Origin of the sequence: Pseudomonas sp. HR1 (assembly GCF_030175875.1) — a bacterium.
Classification (GTDB): Bacteria; Pseudomonadota; Gammaproteobacteria; order Pseudomonadales; family Pseudomonadaceae; genus Chryseomonas; species Chryseomonas oryzihabitans.
Genome location: NZ_JASNRF010000003.1, coordinates 320,440 through 345,780, shown reverse-complemented (window position 1 = coordinate 345,780; position 25,341 = coordinate 320,440). Strand labels below are relative to the sequence as shown.

27 protein-coding genes are annotated in these 25,341 nt (G+C 66.1%); 10 read left to right on the top strand and 17 right to left on the bottom strand.

What is annotated here, in order from left to right; genetic code table 11:
* Window positions 1–202 precede the first annotated feature (202 nt).
* The 8 genes from hisG to QKY98_RS12970 all read right to left on the bottom strand — a co-directional run bounded on the left by hisG (window position 203) and on the right by QKY98_RS12970 (window position 5,501).
* Window positions 203–835, bottom strand: a complete 633-nt coding sequence (hisG, locus tag QKY98_RS13005; protein ID WP_007159506.1) for an ATP phosphoribosyltransferase — start codon at window positions 833–835, stop codon at window positions 203–205.
* A gap of 9 nt (window positions 836–844) precedes the next feature.
* Window positions 845–2,110, bottom strand: coding sequence for a UDP-N-acetylglucosamine 1-carboxyvinyltransferase (gene murA / locus QKY98_RS13000; RefSeq protein ID WP_007159507.1), 1,266 nt, complete (start codon window positions 2,108–2,110; stop codon window positions 845–847).
* A 22-nt stretch (window positions 2,111–2,132) separates the two neighbouring features.
* On the bottom strand, window positions 2,133–2,372 hold the full coding sequence (locus tag QKY98_RS12995) for a BolA family protein (protein ID WP_007159508.1): 240 nt from the start codon (window positions 2,370–2,372) through the stop codon (window positions 2,133–2,135).
* Between the two features lie 73 nt (window positions 2,373–2,445).
* On the bottom strand, window positions 2,446–2,760 hold the full coding sequence (locus QKY98_RS12990; protein ID WP_027597089.1) for an STAS domain-containing protein: 315 nt from the start codon (window positions 2,758–2,760) through the stop codon (window positions 2,446–2,448).
* Window positions 2,757–3,407 carry an MlaC/ttg2D family ABC transporter substrate-binding protein gene (locus tag QKY98_RS12985; protein ID WP_007159510.1) on the bottom strand — a complete coding sequence of 217 codons (651 nt, stop codon included), beginning with the start codon at window positions 3,405–3,407 and terminating at the stop codon, window positions 2,757–2,759. Before QKY98_RS12985 ends, QKY98_RS12990 begins: the two co-directional genes overlap by 4 nt.
* Before the next feature lie 14 nt (window positions 3,408–3,421).
* Complete coding sequence (gene mlaD, locus QKY98_RS12980) at window positions 3,422–3,898, bottom strand: outer membrane lipid asymmetry maintenance protein MlaD (RefSeq protein ID WP_007159511.1); 477 nt, start codon at window positions 3,896–3,898, stop codon at window positions 3,422–3,424.
* The gene (gene mlaE / locus QKY98_RS12975; protein WP_007159512.1) at window positions 3,898–4,692 is read right to left on the bottom strand and encodes a lipid asymmetry maintenance ABC transporter permease subunit MlaE; all 795 of its coding nucleotides are present in this window, start codon (window positions 4,690–4,692) and stop codon (window positions 3,898–3,900) included. The genes mlaD and mlaE overlap by 1 nt, the downstream gene beginning before the upstream one ends.
* Window positions 4,692–5,501: an ATP-binding cassette domain-containing protein gene (locus QKY98_RS12970; RefSeq protein WP_027597091.1), complete on the bottom strand. Its 810-nt coding sequence runs from the start codon at window positions 5,499–5,501 to the stop codon at window positions 4,692–4,694. Before QKY98_RS12970 ends, mlaE begins: the two co-directional genes overlap by 1 nt.
* A 204-nt stretch (window positions 5,502–5,705) precedes the next feature.
* On the opposite strand from QKY98_RS12970, the gene QKY98_RS12965 reads away from it, so the two are divergent.
* From QKY98_RS12965 to QKY98_RS12925, 9 genes are all read left to right on the top strand, one after another.
* Window positions 5,706–6,680 (top strand): KpsF/GutQ family sugar-phosphate isomerase, encoded by a 975-nt coding sequence (locus tag QKY98_RS12965; RefSeq protein WP_007159514.1) that lies wholly within the window; start codon window positions 5,706–5,708, stop codon window positions 6,678–6,680.
* An 84-nt stretch (window positions 6,681–6,764) separates the two neighbouring features.
* A complete protein-coding gene (lptC, locus tag QKY98_RS12960; protein WP_007159515.1) occupies window positions 6,765–7,337 on the top strand; it encodes an LPS export ABC transporter periplasmic protein LptC in 573 nt (190 codons plus the stop codon).
* On the top strand, window positions 7,324–7,866 hold the full coding sequence (lptA, locus tag QKY98_RS12955; RefSeq protein ID WP_007159516.1) for a lipopolysaccharide transport periplasmic protein LptA: 543 nt from the start codon (window positions 7,324–7,326) through the stop codon (window positions 7,864–7,866). Before lptC ends, lptA begins: the two co-directional genes overlap by 14 nt.
* On the top strand, window positions 7,863–8,591 hold the full coding sequence (gene lptB, locus QKY98_RS12950) for an LPS export ABC transporter ATP-binding protein (RefSeq protein WP_027597094.1): 729 nt from the start codon (window positions 7,863–7,865) through the stop codon (window positions 8,589–8,591). The genes lptA and lptB overlap by 4 nt, the downstream gene beginning before the upstream one ends.
* 102 nt (window positions 8,592–8,693) lie before the next feature.
* Entirely contained in the window at window positions 8,694–10,193 is a 1,500-nt protein-coding gene (locus tag QKY98_RS12945) for an RNA polymerase factor sigma-54 (protein ID WP_007159518.1), read from the top strand.
* Window positions 10,194–10,282: 89 nt separating this feature from the next.
* Entirely contained in the window at window positions 10,283–10,591 is a 309-nt protein-coding gene (gene hpf, locus QKY98_RS12940; RefSeq protein ID WP_007159519.1) for a ribosome hibernation-promoting factor, HPF/YfiA family, read from the top strand.
* An 18-nt stretch (window positions 10,592–10,609) separates the two neighbouring features.
* Window positions 10,610–11,074, top strand: a complete 465-nt coding sequence (ptsN, locus tag QKY98_RS12935; protein ID WP_007159520.1) for a PTS IIA-like nitrogen regulatory protein PtsN — start codon at window positions 10,610–10,612, stop codon at window positions 11,072–11,074.
* Window position 11,075: 1 nt separating this feature from the next.
* Window positions 11,076–11,930: an RNase adapter RapZ gene (rapZ, locus tag QKY98_RS12930; protein WP_007159521.1), complete on the top strand. Its 855-nt coding sequence runs from the start codon at window positions 11,076–11,078 to the stop codon at window positions 11,928–11,930.
* Window positions 11,931–11,961: 31 nt separating this feature from the next.
* Window positions 11,962–12,234, top strand: coding sequence for an HPr family phosphocarrier protein (locus QKY98_RS12925; protein WP_007159522.1), 273 nt, complete (start codon window positions 11,962–11,964; stop codon window positions 12,232–12,234).
* Window positions 12,235–12,306: 72 nt separating this feature from the next.
* Here the strand turns inward: QKY98_RS12925 and QKY98_RS12920 are convergent, their stop codons facing one another.
* Together QKY98_RS12920 and pmbA are read right to left on the bottom strand one after the other, a co-directional pair.
* Entirely contained in the window at window positions 12,307–12,921 is a 615-nt protein-coding gene (locus tag QKY98_RS12920; RefSeq protein ID WP_007159523.1) for a superoxide dismutase, read from the bottom strand.
* A gap of 223 nt (window positions 12,922–13,144) precedes the next feature.
* The gene (gene pmbA, locus QKY98_RS12915) at window positions 13,145–14,494 is read right to left on the bottom strand and encodes a metalloprotease PmbA (protein WP_284671022.1); all 1,350 of its coding nucleotides are present in this window, start codon (window positions 14,492–14,494) and stop codon (window positions 13,145–13,147) included.
* A 92-nt stretch (window positions 14,495–14,586) separates the two neighbouring features.
* On the opposite strand from pmbA, the gene yjgA reads away from it, so the two are divergent.
* Window positions 14,587–15,111: a ribosome biogenesis factor YjgA gene (gene yjgA / locus QKY98_RS12910; protein WP_007159525.1), complete on the top strand. Its 525-nt coding sequence runs from the start codon at window positions 14,587–14,589 to the stop codon at window positions 15,109–15,111.
* 35 nt (window positions 15,112–15,146) lie between these two features.
* Here the strand turns inward: yjgA and tldD are convergent, their stop codons facing one another.
* The 7 genes from tldD to mreC all read right to left on the bottom strand — a co-directional run bounded on the left by tldD (window position 15,147) and on the right by mreC (window position 25,328).
* Window positions 15,147–16,592 (bottom strand): metalloprotease TldD, encoded by a 1,446-nt coding sequence (gene tldD / locus QKY98_RS12905; protein WP_007159526.1) that lies wholly within the window; start codon window positions 16,590–16,592, stop codon window positions 15,147–15,149.
* A gap of 111 nt (window positions 16,593–16,703) precedes the next feature.
* The gene (locus tag QKY98_RS12900; protein ID WP_267398121.1) at window positions 16,704–17,543 is read right to left on the bottom strand and encodes a carbon-nitrogen hydrolase family protein; all 840 of its coding nucleotides are present in this window, start codon (window positions 17,541–17,543) and stop codon (window positions 16,704–16,706) included.
* 58 nt (window positions 17,544–17,601) lie between these two features.
* On the bottom strand, window positions 17,602–21,438 hold the full coding sequence (locus tag QKY98_RS12895; RefSeq protein WP_284671021.1) for a YhdP family protein: 3,837 nt from the start codon (window positions 21,436–21,438) through the stop codon (window positions 17,602–17,604).
* A gap of 12 nt (window positions 21,439–21,450) precedes the next feature.
* The gene (gene rng / locus QKY98_RS12890; protein WP_007159529.1) at window positions 21,451–22,905 is read right to left on the bottom strand and encodes a ribonuclease G; all 1,455 of its coding nucleotides are present in this window, start codon (window positions 22,903–22,905) and stop codon (window positions 21,451–21,453) included.
* A gap of 55 nt (window positions 22,906–22,960) precedes the next feature.
* A complete protein-coding gene (locus QKY98_RS12885; protein ID WP_027597099.1) occupies window positions 22,961–23,569 on the bottom strand; it encodes a Maf family protein in 609 nt (202 codons plus the stop codon).
* 62 nt (window positions 23,570–23,631) lie between these two features.
* The gene (mreD, locus tag QKY98_RS12880) at window positions 23,632–24,120 is read right to left on the bottom strand and encodes a rod shape-determining protein MreD (protein ID WP_007159531.1); all 489 of its coding nucleotides are present in this window, start codon (window positions 24,118–24,120) and stop codon (window positions 23,632–23,634) included.
* Window positions 24,120–25,328, bottom strand: a complete 1,209-nt coding sequence (gene mreC, locus QKY98_RS12875; RefSeq protein WP_144946913.1) for a rod shape-determining protein MreC — start codon at window positions 25,326–25,328, stop codon at window positions 24,120–24,122. The genes mreD and mreC overlap by 1 nt, the downstream gene beginning before the upstream one ends.
* Window positions 25,329–25,341: the final 13 nt, after the last annotated feature.

Sequence of the window (25,341 nt, the reverse complement as noted above, 5' to 3'; positions counted from 1 at the left end):
TAGGCGAAGCTGGAGGGATGCAAGCAGTCTGAGCCGGCATTCGGCATGCCGACCAGGACGTAGAGCCTGTTCAAAGTCTCGCGAGCTAGAGACAAACAAGGCAAAAATGGCTGAGGAAGCGGAGTTTACGAGTGGTAAATGAGCATTCCGAAGCCATTTTTAACGCAGTTTGGCCGACGCGTAGCAGGCTTTGAACAGGTTCTCAGGCGCCGCGCGCCTCGACGGCGTGTCTCAGGGTCTCGATGAGGGCCTGAATGCGGCCATGCTGCATCTTCATCGAGGCCTTGTTGACGATCAAGCGCGAGCTGATATGGGCGATCAGCTCCTGGGGTTCGAGTCCGTTGGCCTTGAGGGTATTGCCGGTGTCGACCACGTCGATGATCTTGTCAGCCAGGCCTACGAGCGGTGCCAGCTCCATGGAGCCGTACAGCTTGATGATGTCGACCTGCCGACCCTGCTCGGCATAGTAGCGCTTGGCGACATTGACGAACTTGGTCGCCACCCGCAGCCGGCCACGCGGCGCCGGAGCGCCCACGGCGCCCGCGGTCATCAGCTTGCAGCGGGCGATGCGCAGGTCCAGCGGCTCATAGAGACCGTCGCCGCCGTATTCCATCAGCACGTCCTTGCCGGCCACGCCCAGGTCCGCGGCGCCATGTTCCACATAGGTGGGCACATCGGTGGCGCGGACGATGAGCAGCCGTACATCGTCCTGGGTGGTCGGGATGATGAGCTTGCGGCTCTTGTCCGGATTCTCGGTCGGAGCGATCCCCGCCGCCGCCAGCAGCGGCAGGGTGTCGTCGAGGATACGGCCCTTGGACAGGGCGATGGTCAGCATCGGAGGTCCTTACTTGGGCGTGCGACGGATCTTGGCGCCGAGCAGCTGGAATTTCTCCTCGATGCATTCGTAGCCGCGGTCGATGTGGTAGATGCGATCGATCAGGGTATCGCCTTCGGCCACCAGGGCGGCGATGACCAGGCTCGCCGAGGCGCGCAGGTCGGTCGCCATGACCGGGGCGGCCTTCAGGCTGGGCACGCCGGTGACGATGGCGGCATTGCCTTCGATGGCGATGTTGGCGCCCATGCGCACCATCTCGTGAACGTGCATGAAGCGGTTCTCGAAGATGGTCTCGACCACGGTACCGGTGCCTTCGGCGACGGCGTTCATGGAGATGAACTGGGCCTGCATGTCGGTGGGGAACGCCGGGTAGGGCGCCGTGCGGATGTTGACCGCGCGGGGGCGATTGCCCTTCATGTCCAGCTCGATCCAGTTGCTACCGGTGGCGATGTGGGCACCGGCCTCTTCCAGCTTGGCCAGCACGGCCTCGAGGATGGTCGGATCGGTGTCCTTGAGCTTCACGCGACCGCGGGTGGCGGCGGCGGCGACCAGGTAGCTGCCGGTTTCGATGCGGTCCGGCAGCACCGAATAGGTGGCGCCACCCAGGCGCTCGACGCCTTCCACGGTGATGGTGTCGGTACCGGCGCCCTGGATGTTGGCACCCATGGCGATCAGGCAGTTGGCCAGGTCGACGACCTCGGGCTCGCGGGCAGCGTTCTGGATGACGCTGCGACCCTTGGCCAGGGTGGCGGCCATCAGCACGTTCTCGGTACCGGTCACGCTGACGGTGTCGAAATAGTAGTGGGCGCCGCGCAGGCCGCCGGCCGGCGCCTTGGCCTTGATGTAGCCGCCTTCGACGGTGATCTTGGCGCCCATGGCTTCCAGGCCGCGCAGGTGCAGATCGACCGGCCGCGAACCGATGGCGCAACCGCCGGGCAGGGCGACTTCCGCTTCGCCGAAGCGGGCGACCATCGGGCCCAGCACCAGGATCGAGGCGCGCATGGTCTTGACCAGCTCATAGGGCGCGACCAGGGTCTTGATGCTGGAGGCATCGACCTCGACGTTGAGCTTTTCACCGATCACCGGCTGGACGCCCATGCGACCGAACAGCTCGATCATGGTGGTGATGTCGTGCAGGTGCGGCAGGTTGGCGATGGTCACCGGGGTGTCGGCGAGCAGGGTCGCGGCCAGGATCGGCAGGGCGGAGTTCTTGGCCCCGGAAATGCGAATTTCACCGTTCAGGCTGTTGCCGCCGGTAATGATCAGTTTGTCCATAGCGAGTTCTCGGCGCTGCGAATCAGGCGCGTTCGGCCCAGGCAGCACGGGTGAAGAATTTCATGGTGACAGCGTGAATGCTGCCATCGGCGATCTGCGGCTGGAGATGGGAGTAGACCTGCTGCTGACGCTTGACCGGGCTGAGTGCCTGGAGCTCGTCGCTGATCAGGTAGAGCTGGAAGTTGCAGCCCTCGCCTTCCACTTCGACCTGGGTATCGGCCAGTTTTGCCTCCAGGAGGCTTTTGACTTCTTGGGCCTGCATGGCGGCACCTCGGCAATCTAGTACAGCCGGCGATCATACAAAAAAACCGGCTGTACGGCGACTGCGATGACCGCTACCCGTGCGCGTCTTCCGCCAGGGGCAGCAGGGCGAGGGCATCCGAGACGTCGGCGATCTGCCGCAACTCGGAAGGCAGGCTGGCGATGGTCAGCGTGCGCCCCGCGGCCTGGGCATCGCGCAACCAGGCCAGCAACAGCGCGAGGCCGGCGCTGTTGGAGCGTTCGACACCGGCGCAATCGAGCACCAGCGGACCACTGCCCTGGCCGATCAGCGCCCTGCCCTGCTCACGCAGGGTGGGCACATTGGCGTGATCGAGCACGCCCGACAGCTGCAGTCGGGCGCCTTCGCCGGTGATGGCGGCGCGACTCACGAACCGACCTTGGCCTTCTGGGCCTCTGGAGAATCCTTGGCCTTGGCCACGGTGCCCGCCCAGTTGTTGATGGTCTTGTCCAGGTCGTTGCCGTTTTCCTGCATCGCCTGGGCGAACTGGTCACGGAACAGCTTGCCGAGGTTCAGGCCATTGATGATGACGTTGCGCACCTTCCACTCGTTGCCCTGCTTGACCATGCTGTACTGCACGGGGTACACGGCGCCGTTGTTGCCCTTGACCTCCATGCCCACGCTGGTGCGATCGGGACCGTCGGACGGCCCTTCGGGCAGCACCCGGATGCCTTGGTTGTTGTACTCCAGCAGCGCATTGCCATAGAACTGCATCAGGCTGCGCTTGAAGTTTTCCTGGAAGCGCGCCATCTGCTCGGGCGAGGCGCTGCGGCTGTAGCGCACGGTCATGATGCTGCGCGAGATGCCTTCGGCATCCACCACCGGGCCGAGGATATTGTTGAGCGACTCGTAGAAGGCTTCCGGGCTGCTGCGATACTTGTCGCGGTTGGCCTCGAGGTCGCTGAGCAGGGTGGTGGTGGTCTGCTGGATCACGTCGTGGGCCGAGGGCGCCGCCTGGGACACCAGGGGCAGCAGGGCCAGGATCGCGATCACTCCGTGACGAAGTAGCTTGAGCATGGAAAAGCCTCTCATCATTTATTGGCGGAAGAGTCTTTATTGACCGAATTGAGCAGGAATTTGCCAATCAGGTCTTCGAGAACCAGCGAGGATTGTGTATCTCGAATGGTCGAGCCTTCCTTGAGCACCTGCTCGTCACCGCCCACGCTGATGCCGATGTACTTCTCGCCGAGCAGGCCGGCAGTCAGGATCGAGGCGATGGAGTCGGTCGGCAGGTTGTCCACCTGCTTGTCGATCTGCATGGTGACCCGGCCGCGGTAGCTGTTGCGGTCGAGATCGATGGCGGTGACCTTGCCGATGGTCACGCCCGACATGGTCACCCGCGATCTCACGGTGAGACCGGCGATGTTGTCGAAGTAGGCGTAGACCTTGTAGGTATCGTGATGGTCGCTCATCGTCAGACCGCTTACCCGCAGCGCCAGCAGCAGCAGTGCGAGCACGCCGGCCAGCAGGAAGAGTCCGACACCGATTTCCTGGGTGCGGGTTTGCATCAGAGATCTCCAAACATCAGGGCGGTAAGAATGAAGTCGAGGCCGAGCACGGCAAGCGACGCATAGACGACGGTACGGGTAGTGGCGCGGCCGATGCCTTCGGAGGTGGGCTCGCAGTCATACCCCTGGAAGACGGCGACCCAGGTCACCACGAAGGCGAACACCAGGCTCTTGATCACACCGTTGAGCACGTCGCTGAGCATCACGCTGTTCTGCATGGTGGCCCAGAAGGAACCGTCATAGACGCCGAGCCAGTCGATGGCGACCATGGCCGCGCCCCAGATGCCCACCACGTTGAACATGGCGGCCAGCAGCGGCATGGAAATGAAGCCGGCCCAGAAACGCGGCGCGACGATGTACTTGAGCGGGTCCACGCCGATCATTTCCAGACTGGACAGCTGCTCAGTGGATTTCATGTTGCCGATCTCGGCGGTCAGGGCGGAGCCTGCCCGGCCGGCGAACAGCAGGGCCGTCACCACCGGGCCGAGTTCACGCAGCAAGGTGAGGGCGACCATCTGCCCCACCGCCTGCTCGGAGCCGTACTTGACCAGGATGTTGTAGCCCTGCAGGGCGATCACCATGCCGATGAAGAAGCCCGACACCACGATGATCGGCAGCGACATCACCCCTACCGAATAGAGTTGCTTGCCCAGCAGCTGCAGACCGCTGCCCACGCCACCGCGACCGAACACCGCCAGCAGCAGGACGATGACCGAGCGGCCGATGGCCGCCACGACATCCAGCCCGGCGCGGCCCAGTCGACGAATCCGCTCCACGGCGGAGACCTTACGCATCAGTGTTTCCCCAGCAAGGCATCGCGCAGATCCGGCGCGGCGAAGTGGAAGGGTACCGGGCCATCGGGGATGCCCTGCATGAACTGGCGAACCCGCGGATCCGGCGATTCGCGCAATTCCTTCGGCGTGCCCTGCCCCAGCACCTTGGTATCGCCCACCACATAGAGGTAGTCGGCGATGCTGGCGGTCTCGGCCAGGTCGTGGGAAACCACGATGCTGGTCAGTCCCAGCGCCTGGTTGAGCAGGCGGATGAGGCGCACCAGCACGCCCATGGCGATGGGGTCCTGGCCGACGAAGGGCTCGTCGTACATGAGGATCTGCGGATCCAGGGCGATGGCCCGCGCCAGGGCGACCCGGCGCTTCATCCCACCCGACAGTTCATCCGGCATCAGTTCGATGGCGCCGCGCAGTCCCACTGCCTGCAGCTTGAGCAGGACGATGTCACGGATCATCTCCTCGGGCAGCTTGGTGTGCACACGCAAGGGAAAGGCCACGTTCTCGAAGACATCGAGATCGGTGAACAGCGCGCCGCTCTGGAACAGCACGCCCATCTGCCGGCGCATCTCGAACAGCTCGCCGCGGGACAGCTGCGGCAGGTTGGCGCCATTGACCCAGATCTCGCCACTGCTCGGTCGCAACTGGGCGGCGATGAGGCGCAACAGGGTGGTCTTGCCACTGCCGGACGGTCCCATGATCCCGGTGACCTTGCCCCGCGGGATGCGGATATCGACCCGGTCGTAGATCAGACGCGTGCCGCGCTTGAAGGAAACGCCCTTCAGCTCCACGGCGTACGGGCTATCGACGGTCATCAGGACTCCTAAGGTTCAACTCTGTGCAGGGAGACGCCGCTCCGCCGCTTCAGGGCACGCGACACTCGCGTTCGGCGGCCCCGGCAAAAGGGCGGCACTATAGCATTCGTTGCCGATGAGACTCCTGAGCCACGGGCGGCGTTGCTGAGTGTCGCGGCTTTGCGCATATAATTTCCGATTGTCCCGTCACCTGCCTTCTGACCCATGTCCGACTCAATAGATTTCATCGCCTCCGCCAAGCGCACCATAGATGTAGAGCGAGCGGCAGTGGCCGCCCTGGGCGAACGCATCGACGACAGCTTCGCCGCTGCCTGTCGCCGGCTGCTGGCCTGCCGCGGGCGCATCGTGGTCCTGGGCATGGGCAAATCCGGGCATGTCGGCAACAAGATCGCCGCGACCCTGGCCAGCACCGGCAGCCCGGCCTTCTTCGTGCACCCGGCGGAAGCCAGCCATGGCGACATGGGCATGATCACCCGCGATGACGTCATCATCGCCATCTCCCAATCGGGCACCTCCAGCGAGATCCTGACCCTGCTGCCGCTGATCAAGCGCCTGGGCGTCCCGCTGATCAGCTTTGCCGGCAATCCCGCCTCGCCCCTGGCCAAGGCCGCGGACGTCAATCTGGACACCAGCGTCGCCACCGAGGCCTGCCCGCTCAATCTGGCACCCACCTCCTCCACCACCGTCGCCCTGGTACTGGGCGATGCCCTGGCCATCGCGCTGCTCGAGGCGCGCGGCTTCACCGCCGAGGATTTCGCCTTTTCCCACCCGGGTGGCGCCCTCGGCCGGCGCCTGCTGCTCAAGGTGGAGAACGTCATGCATGCCGGCGCCGACCTGCCGCAGGTCGGCGAGGACACCCTGGTCTCCGACGCCCTGCTGGAGATGTCGCGCAAGGGCCTGGGCATGACCAGCGTGCTGGCCGCCGATGGCCGTCTCGCCGGCATCTTCACCGACGGCGACCTGCGTCGCGCCCTGGATCGTGGCATCGACGTGCGCACCACGGCGATCGCAACCGTGATGACCCGCGGCGGTCGAACCGCCAGGGCGCAGATGCTCGCCGCCGAGGCGCTGAAGATCATGGAGGAGCACAAGATCAACGCCCTGGTGGTGATCGATGACGAGCGCCGCCCGATCGGCGCCCTCAACATGGGTGACCTGCTACGCGCCGGGGTGCTGTAGGCCGGGTTATACTGCTCGACTAAATGCGCCGACATCTCGTGTTCAACCCGCCGCCCCCTGGTGCGGCCCACCACAGGTACCCTCATGTTTCGCAGCTTGCGCCGCCCCGTGCTGTTGGTCCTGATCGCCGCCGCGCTCATCGCGATCGGCTACTGGAACATCCTGCCGCAGCGCTTCGTCGATGCCCCGGCCTCGTCGACCCCGCAAGACAGCGCCATCGACGGCTATGCCCTCAATACCCGGACGATTCAGTATCGCCTGGACGGCAAGATCCAGTACGAACTCAAGGCCGAGCGCAGCGAACACGTCAAGGCGACCGACGTCACCCTGGTGACCCGCCCCGACATGCTGGCCTTTCGCGGTACCGACTATCCCTGGCACATTCGCAGTGCCCGCGCCGAGGTCGCCCCCGGTGGCAGTCAGGCGGAGCTGATCGATGACGTGCGCGTCGAGCGTACCGATGAGAAAGGCCGCCCGGTGGTGTTGACCACCACCCGCATGACCGTCTTTCCTGACAAACAATATGCGCAAACCGAGCAAGCCGTTAGAATCGAGGCCGCCAATGGGGTGACCACGGCCAATGGCATGAAAGCGTATCTAGAAGACGGCAGAATGCTCCTGCTGTCCAACGTAAGAGGCCAGCATGAGGTTCGTTAAAACCCTCCCCTTCCTGTTCACCCTCGGCGCCACCTTTGGCAGTGCCGCGGCTTGGGCCCTGCCGACCGATCGCACCCAGCCGATCCGCGTGCAGGCCGATAGCGCCGAGCTCGATGACAAGCAGGGCGTGGCCGTGTACCGCGGAGACGTGGTCATCACCCAGGGCAGCATGAAGATCACCGGCAACACGGTGACCCTGACCCAGGACAACCAGGGCAACATCAAGGTCGCCACCGCAGTGGGCAAACCGGCCTACTACGAGCAGAAGCCCTCGGCGGACAAGGACATCGTCAAGGCCTATGGTCTGACGATCCAGTATTTCGCCCAGGAAAATCGCATCATCCTGATCGATCAGGCCAAGGTGGTCCAACAGGGCAACACCTTCGAAGGCGAGAAGATCGTCTACGACACCCAGCGCCAGATCGTCAACGCCGGGCGTGCCAACGGCAGCAAGGTCACCACGCCGCGGCCGCGGATCGACATGGTCATCCAGCCCAAGGATCAGCAGCAGTCGGGGCAGGGACAATGACGGTTACGCTCAAAGCCCAGCATCTGGCCAAGAGCTACAAGGGTCGTCAGGTCGTTCGCGACGTCAGCGTCAGCATCGACAGCGGGCAGATCGTCGGCCTGCTCGGTCCGAACGGCGCCGGCAAGACCACCTGCTTCTACATGATCGTCGGCCTGGTCAAGGCCGATCAGGGTCGCGTGCTGATCGACGACCAGGACGTCACCGCCCTGCCCATGCATGGCCGTGCCCGTGCCGGGATCGGCTACCTGCCCCAGGAAGCCTCGATCTTTCGCAAGCTGACCGTGGCCGACAACATCCTCGGCATCCTGGAAACCCGCAAGGACCTAGACAAGGCCGGCCGCCTACGCGAACTGGAGAGCCTGCTGCAGGAATTCCACATCACCCACATCCGCGACAACCGCGGCATGAGCCTGTCGGGTGGCGAGCGGCGCCGTGTCGAGATCGCCCGCGCCCTGGCCACCGCGCCCAAGTTCATCCTGCTGGACGAACCCTTCGCCGGCGTGGACCCCATCTCGGTGGGCGACATCAAGCAGATCATTCGTCACCTCAAGGCCAAGGGCATCGGTGTCCTCATCACCGACCACAATGTCCGGGAAACCCTGACCATCTGCGAGACGGCCTATATCGTCAACGATGGCCAGCTCATCGCCGAGGGTACCGCCGAGGAAGTCCTCGCCAACGAGCTGGTGAAGGAAGTCTATCTGGGCCACGAATTCCGCCTCTAGGCAAACCCGGGGAAACAAGGCATATAATTTGCTAACGCTCGCAGGGTTCGCGAGGTTCGGTGGCGCTGTTCGCGTCGGTAGACAAGGTGTATTTCCGCAGCCATGAAACCATCGCTAGTCCTCAAGATGGGCCAGCAGCTGACGATGACGCCGCAGCTGCAACAAGCCATACGTCTGCTCCAGCTCTCGACGCTCGACCTGCAGCAGGAGATCCAGGAAGCCCTGGAATCCAATCCGATGCTGGAACGCCAGGAAGAAGGTGAAGACTTCGACCAGAGCGACGCCTCGGGCGAAGGCGACGAGCTGGCGAATCCCGGCGGTACCGAAATCAACTTCAAGGAAACCTCGGTCGCCACCAACGAGATGGCCGACGAGTCCGAGTGGAGCGAACGCATCCCCAGCGACAGTGAGCTGCCGGTGGATACCGCCTGGGAAGACATCTACCAGACCAGCGCCAGCAGCCTGCCCAGCAACGACGACGACGAGTGGGACTTCACCACCCGCACCTCGGCCGGCGAAAGCCTGCAGACCCACCTGCTCTGGCAGCTCAACCTGGCGCCCATGTCGGATCTCGACCGCCTGATCGCCCTGGCGATCATCGACGGCATCGACACCGATGGCTATCTGCAGGAAAGCCTGGAAGACATCCATGCCTCTCTCGATCCCGAGCTGGAAGTCGATCTCGACGAAGTCGAGGTGGTGCTCCGACGCGTCCAGCAATTCGAGCCGGCCGGCGTCGCCGCGCGCAATCTGCGCGAGTGCCTGCTGATCCAGCTGGCCCAGCTGCCGGCTAACCTCCCCCTGCTCGGCGAGGCCAAGCGCCTGGTGGGCGACTACCTGGATCTGCTCGGCAGTCGCGACTATGCGCAGCTGATGCGCCGCATGAAGATCAAGGAAGACGAACTTAAGCCCGTCATCGAACTGATCCAGACCCTGCACCCGCGCCCCGGCTCGCAGATCGAGTCCGGCGAGGCCGAATACGTGGTACCGGACGTCATCGTGCGCAAGCACAACGAGCGCTGGCTGGTGGAGCTCAACCAGGAAGCCGTGCCGCGCCTGCGGGTCAATCCCCAGTACGCCGGCTTCGTCAAGCGCGCCGACAGCAGCGCCGACAACACCTACATGCGCAACCAGCTGCAGGAAGCGCGCTGGTTCATCAAGAGCTTGCAAAGCCGCAACGAGACCCTGATGAAGGTGGCGACCCAGATCGTCGAGCACCAGCGGGGCTTTCTCGAATACGGTGAAGAGGCCATGAAGCCGCTGGTCCTGCACGACATCGCCGAGGCGGTGGGCATGCACGAGTCGACCATCTCCCGGGTGACCACCCAGAAGTTCATGCACACCCCGCGTGGCATCTACGAACTCAAGTACTTCTTCTCCAGCCACGTCAGCACCGCCGAGGGGGGCGAATGTTCCTCCACCGCGATCCGCGCGATCATCAAGAAATTGGTGGCGGCGGAAAACGCGAAAAAGCCGTTGAGTGACAGCAAGATCGCTGGTTTACTGGAATCGCAAGGTATACAAGTCGCTCGTCGCACGGTGGCTAAGTATCGGGAATCCCTGGGTATCGCTCCGTCCAGCGAACGCAAGCGTCTCATCTGACGCGTCCTGATGTGACCGTGCCTCGATCGACCCTTGTCATGTCGGCGAGCAGCTTCGCCGATCGTAGCCCGGCAATAAGGAGAAGCGGTATGCAAGTCAACATCAGTGGCCATCAGCTTGAAGTGACAGAAGCCCTGCGTGACTACATCGGCGAGAAACTCGCCCGCCTCGAACGGCACTTCGACCGTATTACCAACGTCCAGGTGATCCTGGAAGTGGACAAGCTCAAGCAGAAAGCCGAAGCCACCCTGCACGTCGCCGGCGCCGCAGTGGTCGCCAATGCCGAGCACGACGACATGTATGCCGCCATTGATCTCCTGGCCGACAAGCTCGACCGCCAACTGATTAAACACAAGGAAAAATCGATCGAACGCCAGCAGGGCGTCGGCGTCCGCTGAGGTTTCGATCGCCGCTTTATGATCAGACTCGAAAACATCCTGACCCCCGGCCGCACCCAGACGGGTGCGCCGGGCGGCAGCAAAGCCGCTGTACTGGAACGCATCGCCGAGCTGGCCGCGCAGGAACTGCCCGGCCACGACGCCGCGCACATCCACGAATGCCTGATGGCGCGCGAGCGTTTGGGCTCCACTGGTTTCGGCAATGGCATCGCCATTCCCCACTGCCGCCTGGCGGGTCTGCAGCAACCGCTGTGCGTGCTCTTCCACCTGCAGCAACCAGTGGACTTCGATTCCCTCGACGGCGCGCCGGTAGACCTGGTGTTCGTCCTGCTGGTCCCGGAAGCCGCCACCGAACAGCACCTCACCCTGCTGCGCCAGATCGCCGGCATCCTGGATCGCGCCGACATCCGCGAGCGGCTGCGCAAGGCCAAGGATAGCCAGGCGCTCTATCAGATCGTCGTCGAGGCCCAGAGCGGACACTGACATGCACCTCATCATCGTGAGCGGACGTTCCGGGTCGGGCAAGAGTACTGCGCTCAACGTGCTTGAGGACAATGGCTTCTATTGCATCGACAACCTGCCGGCCAGTCTGCTGCCCGATCTGGCCCAGCATGCCCTGACCGACATGGAGCGGCCCCAGCCCAAGGTCGCTCTGTCCATCGATGCCCGCAATCTGCCCAGCCAGTTGCAACGCTTTCCCGAATTGCTCGAACAGGTACGCAGCCGCAACATCCGCTGCGACATCCTCTATCTGGACGCCGATGACCAGACGCTGCTCAAGCGCTTTTCCGAGACGCGTCGCCGGCATCCGCTGTCCAACCAGGAAAGATCCCTGGCCGAGGCCATTCACGACGAGCAGGTGCTGCTGTCGCCCATCGCCGACCTCTCCGACCTGAAGATCGACACCACTCACCTGAATCTCTATCAGCTGCGCGACATCCTCAAGTTGCGCCTGCTGAACGCCCCAGAGCCCGGCACCGCCTATCTGGTGGAATCCTTCGGCTTCAAGCGGGGCCTGCCGGTGGACGCGGACATGGTGTTCGACGTGCGCTTTCTGCCCAATCCCTACTGGAAACCGGACCTGCGCGACTTTTCCGGACTGGATGCCCCGGTGCGGGACTATCTCGAGCAACAGCCCGAGGTAGAGACCCTGTACAATGACATCCGCGATTACCTGGTGAAGTGGTTGCCGCGTTTTGCCGCCAACAACAGGTCCTATGTGACCGTGGCCATTGGTTGTACCGGTGGTCATCACCGCTCGGTCTATCTGGCCGATCGCCTGGGTCGCGAACTCAAGAACCTGCTCAAGAACGTCCAGATCCGTCACCGCGATCTCTGACGCCCGTTTTGTTTCGACAAGGACAGACTCAATGCCTGCCCAACAGATCACCATCATCAACAAGCTGGGCCTGCACGCCCGTGCGGCGGCCAAATTCGTCGGCGTGGCCGGCCGCTATCCCGCCAGCGTCCGCGTCGGCCGCAGTGGCGAATCGCCGGTCGATGGCAAGAGCATCATGGCGGTCATGATGCTGGCCGCCGGCAAGGGCACGGTCCTGCAGCTGGAAACCGAGGGTGAGCAGAGCGACGAGGCCATGCGCGCCCTGGTCGAGCTGATCAACAACTACTTCGACGAGGGCGAGTGACAGGCCCCCTGCGCCCGTCGCAGCTCCGATAAAAAAAGCCGCCCGAGGGCGGCTTTTTCATTGGGCGTCGACTCAGGCGTTCAGCGCCGCTTCGTAGCGACGGGACACTTCCGGCCAGTTGATGACGTTGAAGAAGGCACCGATGTACTCGGGACGACGGTTCTGGTAGCGCAGGTAGTAGGCGTGCTCCCAGACGTCCAGGCCGAGGATCGGGGTGTTGCCGGTCATCAGCGGGCTGTCCTGGTTGCCGGTGCTCTCGACCACCAGCTTCTTCTCGGGGGTGACGCTCAGCCAGGCCCAGCCGCTGCCGAAGCGGGTCAGGGCAGCCTTGGTGAAGGCTTCCTTGAAGGCGTCGAAGCCGCCCAGCTGGGACTCGATGGCTTCGGCCAGGGCGCCTTCGGGCTTGCCGCCGGCATTGGGGGCCATCACGGTCCAGAACAGGCTGTGGTTGGCATGGCCGCCACCGTTGTTCTGCACGGCGCCGCGCTTGTCCTGGGGCAGCTTGTCCAGCTGGCGAACCACGTCTTCGGCGGACAGGTTGGCGAACTCGGTGCCTTCCAGCGCCGCGTTCAGGTTGTTGATGTAGGTCTGGTGGTGCTTAGTATGGTGGATTTCCATGGTCTGGGCATCGACGTGCGGTTCCAGCGCGTCGTAGGCGTAGGGCAGCTGAGGCAGAGTATGCGGCATGCGGATTGTCTCCATGGTGGCTTTGGTATGGACCCACCGCCCTTGGGCGATGGGGTGTACGGCTGGTGCGCCACGGCGCACCGTCTGAAGCCTTGGCCGTCCGGTCAGCGGATTCGACCGCACGGCTATGTCCTAGTGCATTGCTAGGATACTAACGAGTAACGGGGTGGGCTGTCTCCCGTTCGACAGGATTTTCCTCATCGCGACGGCTTCCACCGCGCTTCTAGCTGCCCGCCAGGGTCATGCCATCGATCAGGACCGAACCGGTGCGCAGACTGCCGCGGCGTTCCACGTCGCTGCCCACCGCCAGGATCTGGCGGAACATGTCGCCCAGCCGCCCGGCGATGGTGACCTCCTGGACCGGAAACTGGATCTCGCCATTCTCGATCCAGAAGCCGCCGGCGCCCCGGGAATAGTCACCGGTGACCAGGTTGGTGCCCTGCCCCATCATTTCCGTGACCAAAAAGCCCGTGCCCATCTGCCGGATCAGCTCGGCCTGGTCGGCCGTGCCATGGCTGACGTGCAGGTTGTGCACGCCGCCGGCATTGGCGGTGCTTTGCAGGCCCAGCTTGCGCGCGGAATAGCTGCCGAGCATATAGGACACCAGTTGGCCGTTCTCGACGAAGGGCTTGGCGTAGGTGGCCAGGCCTTCGCCGTCGAAGGCGGCGCTGCCCAAGGCGCGTGGCAGGTGCGGCCGCTCGTCCAGGGTCAGCCAGTCGGGAAACACCTGCTGGCCCAGGGCGCCTTCGAGGAAGGACGACTTGCGATAGAGGTTGCCGCCGGAAATGGCGGCGAGAAAGGTACCGAACAGGCCGGCGGCCATTTCCGGCGAAAACAACACCGGGACCTTGGCGGTGGGCACCGGCCTGGCCCCCAGGCGACTCACGGCGCGCTCGGCGGCGCGGCGACCGATCTCCTCGGCGCTCATCAGCTCGTGACCGATCCGATTGACGTCGTAGTAGTAGTCGCGCTGCATGGCCTCGCCGCTGCCGGCGATCATCACGCAGCTCAGGCTGTGCCGGGTGCTGGCATAGCCGCCGACGAAGCCGTGGCTGTTGCCGTACACCCGGCAGCTCTGGTGGGTGTTGAGGGTGGTGCCGTCGGCATTGCCGATGCGGCTGTCGGCGGCGTAGGCCGCGGCTTCGCAGGCCAGCGCCTGCTCGATGGCCTGCTCGGGGGTGATGTCCCAGGGATGATAGAGGTCGAGATCGGGCAGTTCGCCGCGCGCCATCAGTTCGGCGTCGGCCAGACCCGCGCAGGGATCCTCGGAGGTGTGCTTGGCGATGGCCAGGGCCGCGGCCACGGTTTCGCGGATCGCCTCGGGACCGGTGGCGGAGGTACTGGCCGAGCCCTTGCGCTGACCGGCATAGAGGGTGATGCCGAAGCCCTGGTCGCGATTGAATTCGACGGTTTCCACCTCGCCCTTGCGGACCGAGGTGGACAGACCCTGGTCGACCGAGACGGCCACTTCACCGGCACTGGCGCCCTGGCGCCGGGCCTCGGCCAGGATGGCCTCGACCTGTTCGCGCAATTCGGGGAGCGCAGCGGGACCCACGGCGGCGTTGCGATTCATGACGTTCTCCTTACGGACGGCGCCGGCCAGGCCGGACAACCGTGCGGCAACTCGTTATGATGGCGCCCATTCTTAGCTGGACCCCATAGTTCATGGTTGATTCTTACGACGACGACGCGCCGCTGGGCGAAAAGAGCAAGACACAGGTCAAGCGCGAGCTGCATGCGCTGCAGGATCTGGGCGAACGCCTGGCCGGGCTGCCAGCCGAGCAGCTGGACCGCCTGCCGCTGACCGATCCGCTGCGCAAGGCCCTGGCCGAGGCGCCCAAGCACAAGACGCACATCGCGCGCAAAAGGCATGTCCAGTACCTGGGCAAGCTGATGCGCGACCAGGACCTGGAAGCCATCCTGGTGCTGGTCGACCAGATGGACACCTCGACACGGCAGTACAACGAGCGCTTCCACGCCCTGGAGCGCTGGCGCGACCGGCTGATCGCCGAAGGCGACCAGGCGTTGGAGGCCTTCGTGGCGCTTTACCCGGAGACCGACCGCCAGCACCTGCGCGGCCTGGTGCGGCATGCCCAGCACGAAGCGGCGCACAACAAGCCGCCGGCGGCGGCGCGCAAGGTCTTCAAGTACATCCGCACCCTCGACGAAACCCAGCGCGGTCTGCGCTAGGTTTCCGTCCGCGATGGCCACGGCCGGCGCCCGCATCAGGCGCCGGTGCCGCCCACGGTGATGGCATCGATCTTCAGCGTCGGCTGCCCCACACCCACCGGTAGTGACTGGCCGTCCTTGCCACAGGTCCCTACCCCCGCATCCAGCGCCAGGTCGTTGCCGACCATGGACACCCGGTTCATGACCTCGGGGCCGTTGCCGATCAGGGTGGCGCCCTTCACCGGGCGTCCGAGCTTGCCGTTCTCGATGAGGTAGGCCTCGTTGGTGGTGAAGACGAACTTGCCGCTGGTGATGTCCACCTGACCGCCGCCCAGGCTGGCGCAATAGATGCCCTTCTCCACCGAGGCGATGATCTCGGCCGGATCGCTCTGGCCGGCCAGCATGTAGGTGTTGGTCATGCGCGGCATCGGCAGGTGGGCGTAGGATTCACGGCGGCCATTGCCGGTGGGCGCCACGCCCATCAGCCGAGCATTGAGCTTGTCCTGCATGTAGCCCTTGAGGATGCCGTTCTCGATCAGCACGTTGTAGCCGCTGGGCGTGCCCTCGTCGTCGATGGATAGCGAGCCGCGGCGATCCGGCAGGGTGCCGTCGTCGACGATGGTGCACAGCGAGGACGCCACCTGGCGACCGAGCTGGCCGCTGTAGTTGGAGCTGCCCTTGCGGTTGAAATCGCCTTCCAGGCCATGGCCGACCGCCTCGTGCAGCAGCACGCCGGACCAGCCGGCGCCCAGCACCACCGGCAGGGTGCCCGCCGGGGCCGCGGTGGCTTCGAGGTTGACCAGCGCCTGGCGCACCGCCTCGCGGGCGTAGCCCAGGGCACGGTCATCACGCTGGAAATAACGGTAGTCGCAGCGACCGCCGCCGCCGCTATTGCCGCGCTCGCGGCGGCCGTTCTGCTCGACGATGACGCTGACGCCCAGGCGCACCAGTGGGCGCACATCGGCTGCCAGGGTGCCGTCGACCGCGGCCACCAGGGTGCGCTCCCAGACCCCGGCCAGGCTGATGGTGACCTGCTGGATACGCGGATCCAGGGCACGGGTCGCCTCGTCCAGCTGCTTCAGGAAGGCGACCTTGGTGGCGCGATCCAGCACGTCCAGCGGATTGTCCTGGCCATAGAGACGCTGCGCCGGCTCCACCGCGCGAAACGCCTGGACCTGACCCTCGGCGCCGCTGCGGGAAATGGACCGCGCGGCCTGGGCGGCCAGATCCAGGGCCTCGCCGGTGATGGCGTTGCTATAGGCGAAGCCGGTCTTCTCGCCGGACAGTGCGCGCACGCCAACGCCCTGGTCGAGGTGGAAGCCGCCTTCCTTGACGATGCCGTCTTCCAGCAGCCAGGATTCGGAGACGATGCTCTGGAAATACAGGTCGGCGGCGTCAATGCCGGGACCGGCCAGACGCTGCAGCACGGGTTGCAGATCGTCCACCGCGAGTCCGCCGGGACCCAGCAGGGCCGAGCCGACGCTATTCAAGTAATCACTCATGGAAACTCCAGACGACGCCACAGTGGGCGTCGGAACGATGAAAGGGTCGCGACCTGGCCTCTAGCCTACTCGCGGAAGTCTCGGTGCCCTGATGCAAAAGACCAATGGTGGTCATTGCCGTTCGGCCAGGCGCGCCGGCAGGAAGCGGCGGTGCCGGGTCACCGGCATCCGCTGACGCAACGCCGCCTGGCGCTCGGCATCGCGCTCGATGAGCAGCACCGCCTCGCCGCTGGCCTGGACGGCGAGCACCTCGCCCCAGGGATCCACTGCCATGGCGTGCCCCCAGGTGCTGCGGCCATTGGCATGGACCCCGCCCTGGGCGGCGCCCAGCAGATAACTCTGAGTCTCCACCGCCCGGGCGCGCAGCAGCAGCTCCCAGTGGGCCTGGCCGGTGGGCACGGTAAAGGCCGAGGGCGCGCTGATCAGCTCCGCCCCGGCGGCGCGCAGGGCGCCGTAGAGTTCGGGAAAGCGCAGGTCGTAGCAGACGCTCAGGCCCAGGCGGCCGACCGGGGTGTCCACCACCGTGAGGGTCTCGCCGGCGGCATAGTGGTCGGATTCGCGATAGCTGCCCTGGCTGTCGCTGACGTCGGCATCGAAGAGGTGCAGCTTGTCGTAGCGGGCGACGCGGCGGCCCTGGTCGTCATACAGCAGCGAACAGGCGCAGGGCTTGCCCTCGGTGGCGCCGTCAGGCAGCAGCGGCAGGGTCCCGGCGAGCACCCAGAGCCCCAGCTCGCGCGCCCGGCTGGACAGCCAGGGCAGGATCTCGCCCTGACCGAGCGCCTCGGCCCGCGCCAGCTCGGCGGGCGCCGGATGGCCGATGGCGACGAAGTTTTCCGGCAGCACCACCAGGCGCGCGCCCGCCCCGGCAGCGCGTTCGAGCAGGCGCTCGGCGGCGCGCAGATTGGCCGTCACCGCGGGGCCGCTGACCATCTGCAGGATGGCTATGGACATGCAGGCACTCCAGAAGGGAGCGTCCATCCTAAGCAGCGGGGCGGTCGCAGGGCAATGCTCAATCGCGCTTGCCCGTGGTCATGGTCGGATTCTGCCAGGGGCCTTCGATGTGATAGTTGATGCTGGCCATGCGGGTGATGCGATCACCGATCAGCCGATCGACGATGAACAGCGCGCCACCGATGGCCGGGGCCCCGGCGATCAGCGCGGCCAGCGGCAGGGAGTTGCTGACCGGCAAGCCGACCTTGAGATTGGCGTCGACGCGGTTGCTGGCCATGTCCAGCAGGCCCTGCAGACTCATCTCGGCACCCGGCCCGCTGAGGCTGATGGGCTTGCGGGTACGGAAGGCGCCCTGCTGGGCGTCGAGCACGCCGGTGATGCTGTCGTAGCTCAGGCCCTTGCCGAACAGATCGGAGAAATCCAGTCGCAGGCGGCGGCGGATGGATTCGAAGTTGAGCAGGCCGAAGATGCGCAGCGCCGAAGCCGTGCCCTCCACCTGGCGCAACTGGCCGTCGTTGAAGCGGGCATCGAGGCTGCCATTGAGGCGGGCCAGGGCGACATAGGCCGGCGAGCCGGGCCAGTCGACCCGGGCATCCAGGCGGAAATCGCGACTGGTGACGCTGGAGGCGAAATTCCAGCCCAGCAGGATATCGGCGATGTTGCCGCCCGCGAGACGCCCCTGGTAGTAGCTGTGGGTCGTCCCCGGCGCCCCTTCCCAGCGCAGGGCGCCCTGCACCTTGAGGCCGCGCAGGTCGAGATCCAGGGCGTTGAAATTGGCGCCTGACGGCGAGGGCCTGAGCTGCAGGCGCTGGGCGCCGACCAGCCTGCCGCCCAGCTCCAGACGGTCGATGGCCAGATTCAGCGCCGGCAGGGCGCGCGGATCGACGTCGGCCAGGGGATCGGGACGCGGCGCAGCGCTTTCCACCGAGGGATCCGCCGGCGTCTGGGGAATGCGCAGGTGCTGCAGGTTGATGTCGATCGGCTGGCCGGTCTGGCGCGGAATGCGTACCTGGCCGGCGATGGTCTGACTGGCCAGGCCGAGTTGCCAGGCATTGCCCTGGGGTTCATAGGTGAGGCGCAGGTTGTCGATCTGCTGACCGAACGCCAGGAAACGACCGAAGCCGAGATCGCCCCGCCCGAGGCTGGAGATGTCCAGGGTGTTGCCACCGCCCTGCCCTGCGCCAGCACTGCCACCGCCACTGGCCTTGCCATAGCGCTGATAGACGTCCTGCCAGGCCGCCAGGTCGAATTCCGCCAGTTGGCCGCGCAGGTCGTAGCCGGCCGCCGTGGGCAGATTGGCGGTGCCGCCGCCCAGCACGATCTCGCCGCGGCCCTTGGCGATGGCCTTGGGGTCGAGCATCAGCACGGCATCCGCGAGGCCCTTGTAGGTCGCCTCCACCCGCCGCTCGCCGTCGTTGAGCGCCAGGCTGAAGAAGCCTTCGCGCGACTCGTCGGCCTTCTTGCCGAAGGGGGCCGGCAGGTCGACGGTCACTCCGCGCAGATCCGATGTGACCGCCAGCTCACTGTGCTCGGCCAGGATCAGACCGAGGCGATAGCCGAGCAGGCCGCGCGCCGGGATGGGTCGGCCTTCGCTGCCCAGCCAGCGTGCCAACTGGTCGACGTCGACGCGGCCATCCACTACCAGCCGCGTGCGGGGATCGTCGGGTTTGCCTTCGGCCAGGGCCTGGCCGCGGATGGGCTGGTCGAAGACCCGCGCCTGGATGTCGGGGGCGCTGAGGCCGCTGCGGGTGTCGTAGCGAAAGCTGCCGCGCAGGTCGGTGAGGGTCAGCTGGGGATCGGCCAGATCCAGACGCGCCTTGTCCGGTGTCAGCTCGACCACCACCACCGGTGGCTGTCCCTTGGCCAGGGGAATGTCCAGATTCAGGCTGCTGTTGGCGAGCGCACCCTCGCCCTTCCAGCCGGCGAACACCTTGGCGGTCGGCAGTGGCGTGTCCTGGAGGATCTTCAAGCCATCGCGCACGCTGCTGTCGAGTCGCGCGCCGAGCCGCAGGTGCGGCGCGCTGCCATCGTGCAGCAGCGGGATGCGCGCCTCGACGTCCCGGACCCGGGTGTCGAGGATGCGTCCTTCGGGAACCTGCACCTTGACCCCGTCGCTTTCGATAAAGACATCGCCGCGGGCCTCGCGCAGGGCGGGCCAGCCGGGCTGATAGGCCAGTTGTGCGTCGTGCACCCGGAAGAACAGGCTCATGGTGCGCGAATGCGCCGGCGAGCCGTGGCGCAGCGAGCCCTGGTACTGGTAGATCCCCTCGTCGATGCGACCACCGACGATGGCAGTGGTCAGCCACTGGGCCAGCTCCGGACTGAAATCCGTGGCCGGCAGCTTGGTCGGCAGGTACTTGCGGGTGTAGCTGGCGTCGCCATCCTTGAGGCCGACGCGCAGGTCCATGTAGCTGTCCACCTCCGGATGCAGGCCAAGCTGGATATGCATGTCGCCACTGGCGGCGCCTTCCGGCCCGGTGACCTGCATCAGGGCACTGCCCAGGGTGAAGCGCTGGTCGTCGAGACTCCAGGTCAGCCGTGCCCTGGCGGTGCGATAGCGCCAGGGTTCGGGAAAGAGATCGTTCAGGTGCAGCATGAAATCGGTAGTGTCCAGGCGCAGCTCGCCGCCGCCCAGGCTGCCGCTCAGGCTGCCGGTAACGCCCTCGGCGGCCGGCGCACCGTGATAGGCGGCGAAGCCCACCCGCTCCAGGTTGGCCGCATAGGAAAGGCGCTCGCGCAACGGCTTCTGCGGATAGAAGTCGGCGTTGAGATTGCGCAACTGGCCATGGGGCGCCAGGGCCTGGAGCGCCTGGGCGACGGGTGCCGGCAGGGGCGCCAGATCCCGAGCCAGCCGGGCAGCCTGCCTGAGATCCAGCTGGTCGCCGCGCACCTGCAGGTGCTGGGCGGCGCTGTCATAGCCCAGGCCATAGCGGGCCTCCAGCGGCTTGCCATCGAGCTGGGCCTTGAGCGCCAGGGACCCCTGGTACTGGCTGGCGTCGCCGGCCTGCTGGTCGGCGTCCAGGGTCAGGGCCTGCAGGCGCACCGGAGGATGGTCGGCATAGGCGAGCGTCAGGTCATCCGCCTTCAGCCGCAGGTGGGAACGCTGCAGCCGCCCTTCGCCCCAGGCGAACCACAGCTCGCCTTCCGCCTGGGCACGCCGCAGTTGCCACTGCCGGGTCAGGGCCGCCGGCACCCAGCGGGACCAGTCGCTGGCGGGCAGGCTGAGATAGCCTTCGAGGGTGCTGGCGCGCCAGTCATCGGGACGGGGCGTGGCGGTGAAGTGCGCCGCGACCGTGCCGCCATCGGGCAGCCGGAATCGGGTCGCCAGTTCCAGGGCGCCACCGAGCTGCCGGGACAGACTGGCCTCGGCGTACCTCAGGGTCACCGGCGAACCCTGCTGGGGAATCAGGCTGAGCTGGCTGTCCAGCAGACTGGCATGGCCCAGACGCGCCAGGCCATCGAGCAGCGGACCCGGATCGAAGGGCTTGGCCTCCGGTGCCCGGGGCGGCAGGCCGCGCAGTTGCCAGTGTCCCTGAGGGTTTTCCTGCAACACCAGATGGACGCCATCGACCTGCACGGACTTGAGTCGCAGCTGGCGGTGCCAGAGGCTGCCGAAGACATCCGGCACCACCTGGAGATGATCCAGCTGCACCGTGCCTTCGCCGCGACCCAGGGACAGGTCGCGCAGGATCAGCACCGGATTCCAGCGGGCCCAGCGCCCTTCGAGCCGGCCCAGGCGCACCGGTTCGCCGAGCGCCGCCGCGGCGCGCGCCTCGACCTCGTTGCGGTATTCGCTGACCCAGGGCATGAGCAGCCGACCCAGGCCCAGGTAGAGCGTCACCAGAACGAGCGCCAGCAGCGCCAGACCCAGCGCGCCGCGTTTGAGCAAGGCCATCAAGACGCGGACCTAGAGCAGCACGACATCGTACTGCTCCTGGGAATACATGGTCTCCACCTGGAATTTGACGGTGCGGCCGATGAAGGCTTCGAGGTCGGCGACGTTGCCCGACTCCTCGTCCAGCAGTCGATCCACCACTTTCTGGTTGGCCAGCACCAGATAGGAATTGGCCTGGTAGGCCCGCGCCTCGCGCAGGATCTCGCGGAAGATCTCGTAGCAGATGGTTTCCGCGGTGCGCAGGATGCCGCGGCCCTGGCAGTTGGCGCAGGGCTCGCAGAGGACCTGGGACAGGCTCTCGCGGGTGCGCTTGCGGGTCATCTGCAGCAGGCCCAGTTCGGTGATGCCGATGATGTTGGTCTTGGCATGGTCGCGTTCGAGCTGCTTTTCCAGGGTGCGGATCACCTGGCGCTGGTGCTCTTCGTCTTCCATGTCGATGAAGTCGATGATGATGATGCCGCCGAGATTGCGCAGCCGCAGCTGGCGGGCGATGGCGGTGGCCGCCTCCAGATTGGTCTTGAAGATGGTCTCTTCCAGATTGCGATGGCCGACGAAGGCGCCGGTGTTGACGTCGATGGTGGTCATCGCCTCGGTGGGATCGATCACCAGATAGCCCCCGGACTTGAGCAGCACCTTGCGCTCCAGGGCCTTCTGGATCTCGTCTTCCACGCCATAGAGGTCGAAGATCGGCCGCTCCCCTGGATAGTGCTCCAGCCGCGCCGCCACCTCGGGCATCAGCTCTTCGACGAACTGGCCGATGCGCTGGAAATTCTCGCGACTGTCGACGCGGATCTTTTCCGTGCGCGGCCCGACCAGATCGCGCAGGGCGCGCAGGGCCAGGGTCAGGTCTTCGTAGATGGGCACCGGCGTGGGTCCCTGGAGATTGCCGGAGATCTGCTGCCAGAGCCGCCGCAGGTAGCGGATGTCGGCGAGGATGTCTTCTTCGCGCGCCGCCTCGGCAGCGGTGCGCAGGATGAAGCCGCCCTCGTGCTCGATGCCCTCGCTCTCCACGCAGCGCGCCATGATCGCCTTGAGCCGCTCGCGCTCGGCTTCGTCCTCGATCTTCAGCGAGATGCCGACGTGGGAGGTGCGCGGCATATAGACCAGGTAGCGCGAGGGGATCGACAGATGGGTGGTGAGGCGGGCGCCCTTGGTGCCTATGGGGTCCTTGGTGACCTGGACCACCAGCGTCTGGCCTTCGCGCACCAGGGCGTTGATGCTTTCCACCGCCGCGCCTTCGCGCTGAGAGATCTCGGCGGCATGGATGAAGGCCGCGCGGGCCAGGCCGATGTCGACGAAGGCCGCCTGCATGCCCGGCAGCACCCGCACCACCCGCCCGCGATAGATGTTGCCGACGATGCCGCGCCTGAGGGTGCGCTCGACGTGCACCTCCTGCAGCACACCGTTTTCCACGACGGCGACACGGGACTCCATGGGAGTGATGTTGATGAGGATCTCTTCGCTCATGGAGGACTCTTGGACGACGTGGAAGGGCGGAAGGGAGGCCGAGGCGCCGGGCGCCTCAGGACTGGGCGGTCGGCCGTCCGACAGACCGCCAACAAGGGATGGCGAAAGCGCTCAGCAGTTCCGCGGTCTCGCACAGCGGCAGCCCTACGACGGCGCTGTAGCTGCCGTGCAGGCTGCGCACGAAGACTGCGCCGGCGCCCTGGATGGCGTAGCTGCCGGCCTTGTCCGCCGGCTCGCCGGTGTCCCAGTAGCGCTCGGCCTCGCCGGGCGCCAGGGGGCGGAATTCCACCTCGGCGGACACCACGCGACTCAGGCAGCGCTCGCCATCGGCGACGGCGACGCCGGTCACCACCCGATGCCGGCGCCCGCTGAGCGCCGCGAGCATGGCCAGGGCGTCGGCGCGATCCCGGGGCTTGCCGAGCAGCCGGTCATCGAGCACCACGCAGGTGTCGGCGCCCAGCACGCAGCCACTGGAGGCACCGGCCAGCACCTGCCAGCCCATCGCCGCCTTGGCCCGCGCCAGGCGCTCGACATAGGCGTCTGCGGCTTCCCCCGGATGCGGGGTTTCGTCCACGGTTGCGGCGACCTTCTGGAAGCCCACGCCGATCTGTTCGAGCAGTTCGGCGCGGCGGGGCGAAGCGGAGGCAAGGTAGAGCTGTGGCATCGACAACAACCAGACGACAGGGGATGACGGGAGAATGCCAGCCTGTCGCAGGTGAAACCAGCTTAGTTGACGCCGAATCTGAGGCGCAGCCCGCGGAGCAGCAGATAGATCCACGGCCAGAGCAGCGCGCTGACCAGCGAGGGCGTGAGAAACACCAGGGTCGGCGGCCGGCTGCCGGCCAGGGCGTTGAGCCACAGCGCCAGCAACTGGGCGATGCCATAGACCACCAGCAGCACGAAGCTCTGCTGCCAGATGGGAAAGGCCCGCAACCGCTGCGCCAGGGAACGCACGAGAAAGACCACCAGGCTCAGCACCAGGGCGGTCTGGCCGAGCAGACTGCCGTAGAGCACGTCTTCGGCGATGCCCATCACCCAGGCGGTGAGCAGGCCGACGCGGTGCGGCAGGGTCAGGGTCCAGAAGGTCAGCAGCATGGCCAGCCACAGCGGCCGACCGATCTCCATGAACTCGGGCATGGGCACCACGGACAGCAGCAACCCGACCAACAGGGTGAGCCAGATCACCCACCCGTTGTGGCCGATGCGCAGCGCCATCAACGATCACCCTCGTCGGGCAATTCCGGCGCGGGTTGCTGGAGCCGGCGCTGCGACTGGCTAGCGCCTGGCGCTGGCTGAGCGGGCGTGGCAGTCGCGCCCTGGGCCGCCGGCCTGGCCGGCGTCGCCGGATGCGCCGAGCTGCCGTTGGCGGGCGGCTTGGTCGGCGTGGCGGGATGAGCCGAACTGCCGCCCTGCCCCGCCGGTGGCTTGGTCGGGGTCGCGCTGCGACTGCCGCTGCTGGCCGCGGGCGCCGGGGTGGCGTTGGCGGCCGCCGGTTGAGCGGCCGAGGCGCCGGCCGGCGGCGGATTCGCCGGGGCAGCCGGGCGCTGGGCCGCGTGGCGATCGGCGGCTTCCTGGGCCTCGGCGGCGTCATTGGCGCGCTGTTCGGGCGTGCGGGTGTCGCTGAACACCAGCAGCATGTAGCGACTGCGATTGAGCTTGGCGGTGGGAATGGCGCGCACCACGGCGAAGGGTTGCCCCGAGTCGTGGATCACCTTGGACACGGTCGCCACCGGGTAGCCGGCCGGGAAGCGCTGCCCCAGGCCGGAGCTCACCAGCAGGTCGCCTTCCTTGATGTCGGCGGTGTCGGCCACATAGCGCAATTCCAGGCGCTCGGGATTGCCGGTGCCCACGGCGATGGCGCGCAGGCCGTTGCGATTGACCTGCACCGGAATGCTGTGGGTCACGTCGGTGAGCAGCAGCACCCGCGCCGAATAGGGCATCACCTCCACCACCTGCCCCATCAGGCCGCTGGCGTCGAGCACCGGCTGGCCGACGAAGACGCCGTCCTTCGCGCCCTTGTCGATGATGATGCGATGGGTATAGGGATTGGGGTCGACGCCGATCAGCTCGCCGACCAGCACCTTGTCGTCCACCAGGGCGGCGGAATTGAGCAGTTCGCGCAGGCGCACGTTCTGTTCGGTGAGGGCGGCGAGTTTCTGCAGACGGCGCTGCAGCAGCAGCTGCTCGGCCTTGAGTCGCTCGTTTTCCGCCATCAGCTCGGTGCGGCTGGAAAACTGATCGCTGACGCCTTCCCAGGCGCGCAGGGGAAAGCCCGCCACCTCATAGAGGGGCGAGAGGACCAGCGCCAGTTCGCTGCGTACCGGTTTCAGGTAGTCGAAGCGCGCGTCGGTGACCATGACACCCACCGAAAGGGCGGCCAGGATCAGCAGACGAATGCCCAGCGCCGGGCTTTTGCTGAAAATCGGCTTGATGGTG

Bases quoted from the DNA above. Each gene is read 5' to 3' on its own strand.
- ptsN (WP_007159520.1), top strand. From the start codon at position 10,610: ATGATCAGACTCGAAAACATCCTGACCCCCGGCCGCACCCAGACGGGT.
- QKY98_RS12900 (WP_267398121.1), bottom strand. From the start codon at position 17,543: ATGTCCATAGCCATCCTGCAGATGGTCAGCGGCCCCGCGGTGACGGCC.
- QKY98_RS12945 (WP_007159518.1), top strand. From the start codon at position 8,694: ATGAAACCATCGCTAGTCCTCAAGATGGGCCAGCAGCTGACGATGACG.
- lptA (WP_007159516.1), top strand. From the start codon at position 7,324: ATGAGGTTCGTTAAAACCCTCCCCTTCCTGTTCACCCTCGGCGCCACC.
- QKY98_RS12920 (WP_007159523.1), bottom strand. From the start codon at position 12,921: ATGCCGCATACTCTGCCTCAGCTGCCCTACGCCTACGACGCGCTGGAA.
- QKY98_RS12885 (WP_027597099.1), bottom strand. From the start codon at position 23,569: ATGCCACAGCTCTACCTTGCCTCCGCTTCGCCCCGCCGCGCCGAACTG.
- hpf (WP_007159519.1), top strand. From the start codon at position 10,283: ATGCAAGTCAACATCAGTGGCCATCAGCTTGAAGTGACAGAAGCCCTG.
- QKY98_RS12970 (WP_027597091.1), bottom strand. From the start codon at position 5,501: ATGACCGTCGATAGCCCGTACGCCGTGGAGCTGAAGGGCGTTTCCTTC.
- mlaD (WP_007159511.1), bottom strand. From the start codon at position 3,898: ATGCAAACCCGCACCCAGGAAATCGGTGTCGGACTCTTCCTGCTGGCC.
- tldD (WP_007159526.1), bottom strand. From the start codon at position 16,592: ATGAGTGATTACTTGAATAGCGTCGGCTCGGCCCTGCTGGGTCCCGGC.
- pmbA (WP_284671022.1), bottom strand. From the start codon at position 14,494: ATGAATCGCAACGCCGCCGTGGGTCCCGCTGCGCTCCCCGAATTGCGC.
- QKY98_RS12995 (WP_007159508.1), bottom strand. From the start codon at position 2,372: ATGCAGGCCCAAGAAGTCAAAAGCCTCCTGGAGGCAAAACTGGCCGAT.
- rapZ (WP_007159521.1), top strand. From the start codon at position 11,076: ATGCACCTCATCATCGTGAGCGGACGTTCCGGGTCGGGCAAGAGTACT.
- rng (WP_007159529.1), bottom strand. From the start codon at position 22,905: ATGAGCGAAGAGATCCTCATCAACATCACTCCCATGGAGTCCCGTGTC.
- QKY98_RS12925 (WP_007159522.1), top strand. From the start codon at position 11,962: ATGCCTGCCCAACAGATCACCATCATCAACAAGCTGGGCCTGCACGCC.
- QKY98_RS12985 (WP_007159510.1), bottom strand. From the start codon at position 3,407: ATGCTCAAGCTACTTCGTCACGGAGTGATCGCGATCCTGGCCCTGCTG.
- QKY98_RS12895 (WP_284671021.1), bottom strand. From the start codon at position 21,438: ATGGCCTTGCTCAAACGCGGCGCGCTGGGTCTGGCGCTGCTGGCGCTC.
- lptB (WP_027597094.1), top strand. From the start codon at position 7,863: ATGACGGTTACGCTCAAAGCCCAGCATCTGGCCAAGAGCTACAAGGGT.
- QKY98_RS12965 (WP_007159514.1), top strand. From the start codon at position 5,706: ATGTCCGACTCAATAGATTTCATCGCCTCCGCCAAGCGCACCATAGAT.
- yjgA (WP_007159525.1), top strand. From the start codon at position 14,587: ATGGTTGATTCTTACGACGACGACGCGCCGCTGGGCGAAAAGAGCAAG.
- hisG (WP_007159506.1), bottom strand. From the start codon at position 835: ATGCTGACCATCGCCCTGTCCAAGGGCCGTATCCTCGACGACACCCTG.
- mreD (WP_007159531.1), bottom strand. From the start codon at position 24,120: ATGGCGCTGCGCATCGGCCACAACGGGTGGGTGATCTGGCTCACCCTG.
- murA (WP_007159507.1), bottom strand. From the start codon at position 2,110: ATGGACAAACTGATCATTACCGGCGGCAACAGCCTGAACGGTGAAATT.
- mlaE (WP_007159512.1), bottom strand. From the start codon at position 4,692: ATGCGTAAGGTCTCCGCCGTGGAGCGGATTCGTCGACTGGGCCGCGCC.
- lptC (WP_007159515.1), top strand. From the start codon at position 6,765: ATGTTTCGCAGCTTGCGCCGCCCCGTGCTGTTGGTCCTGATCGCCGCC.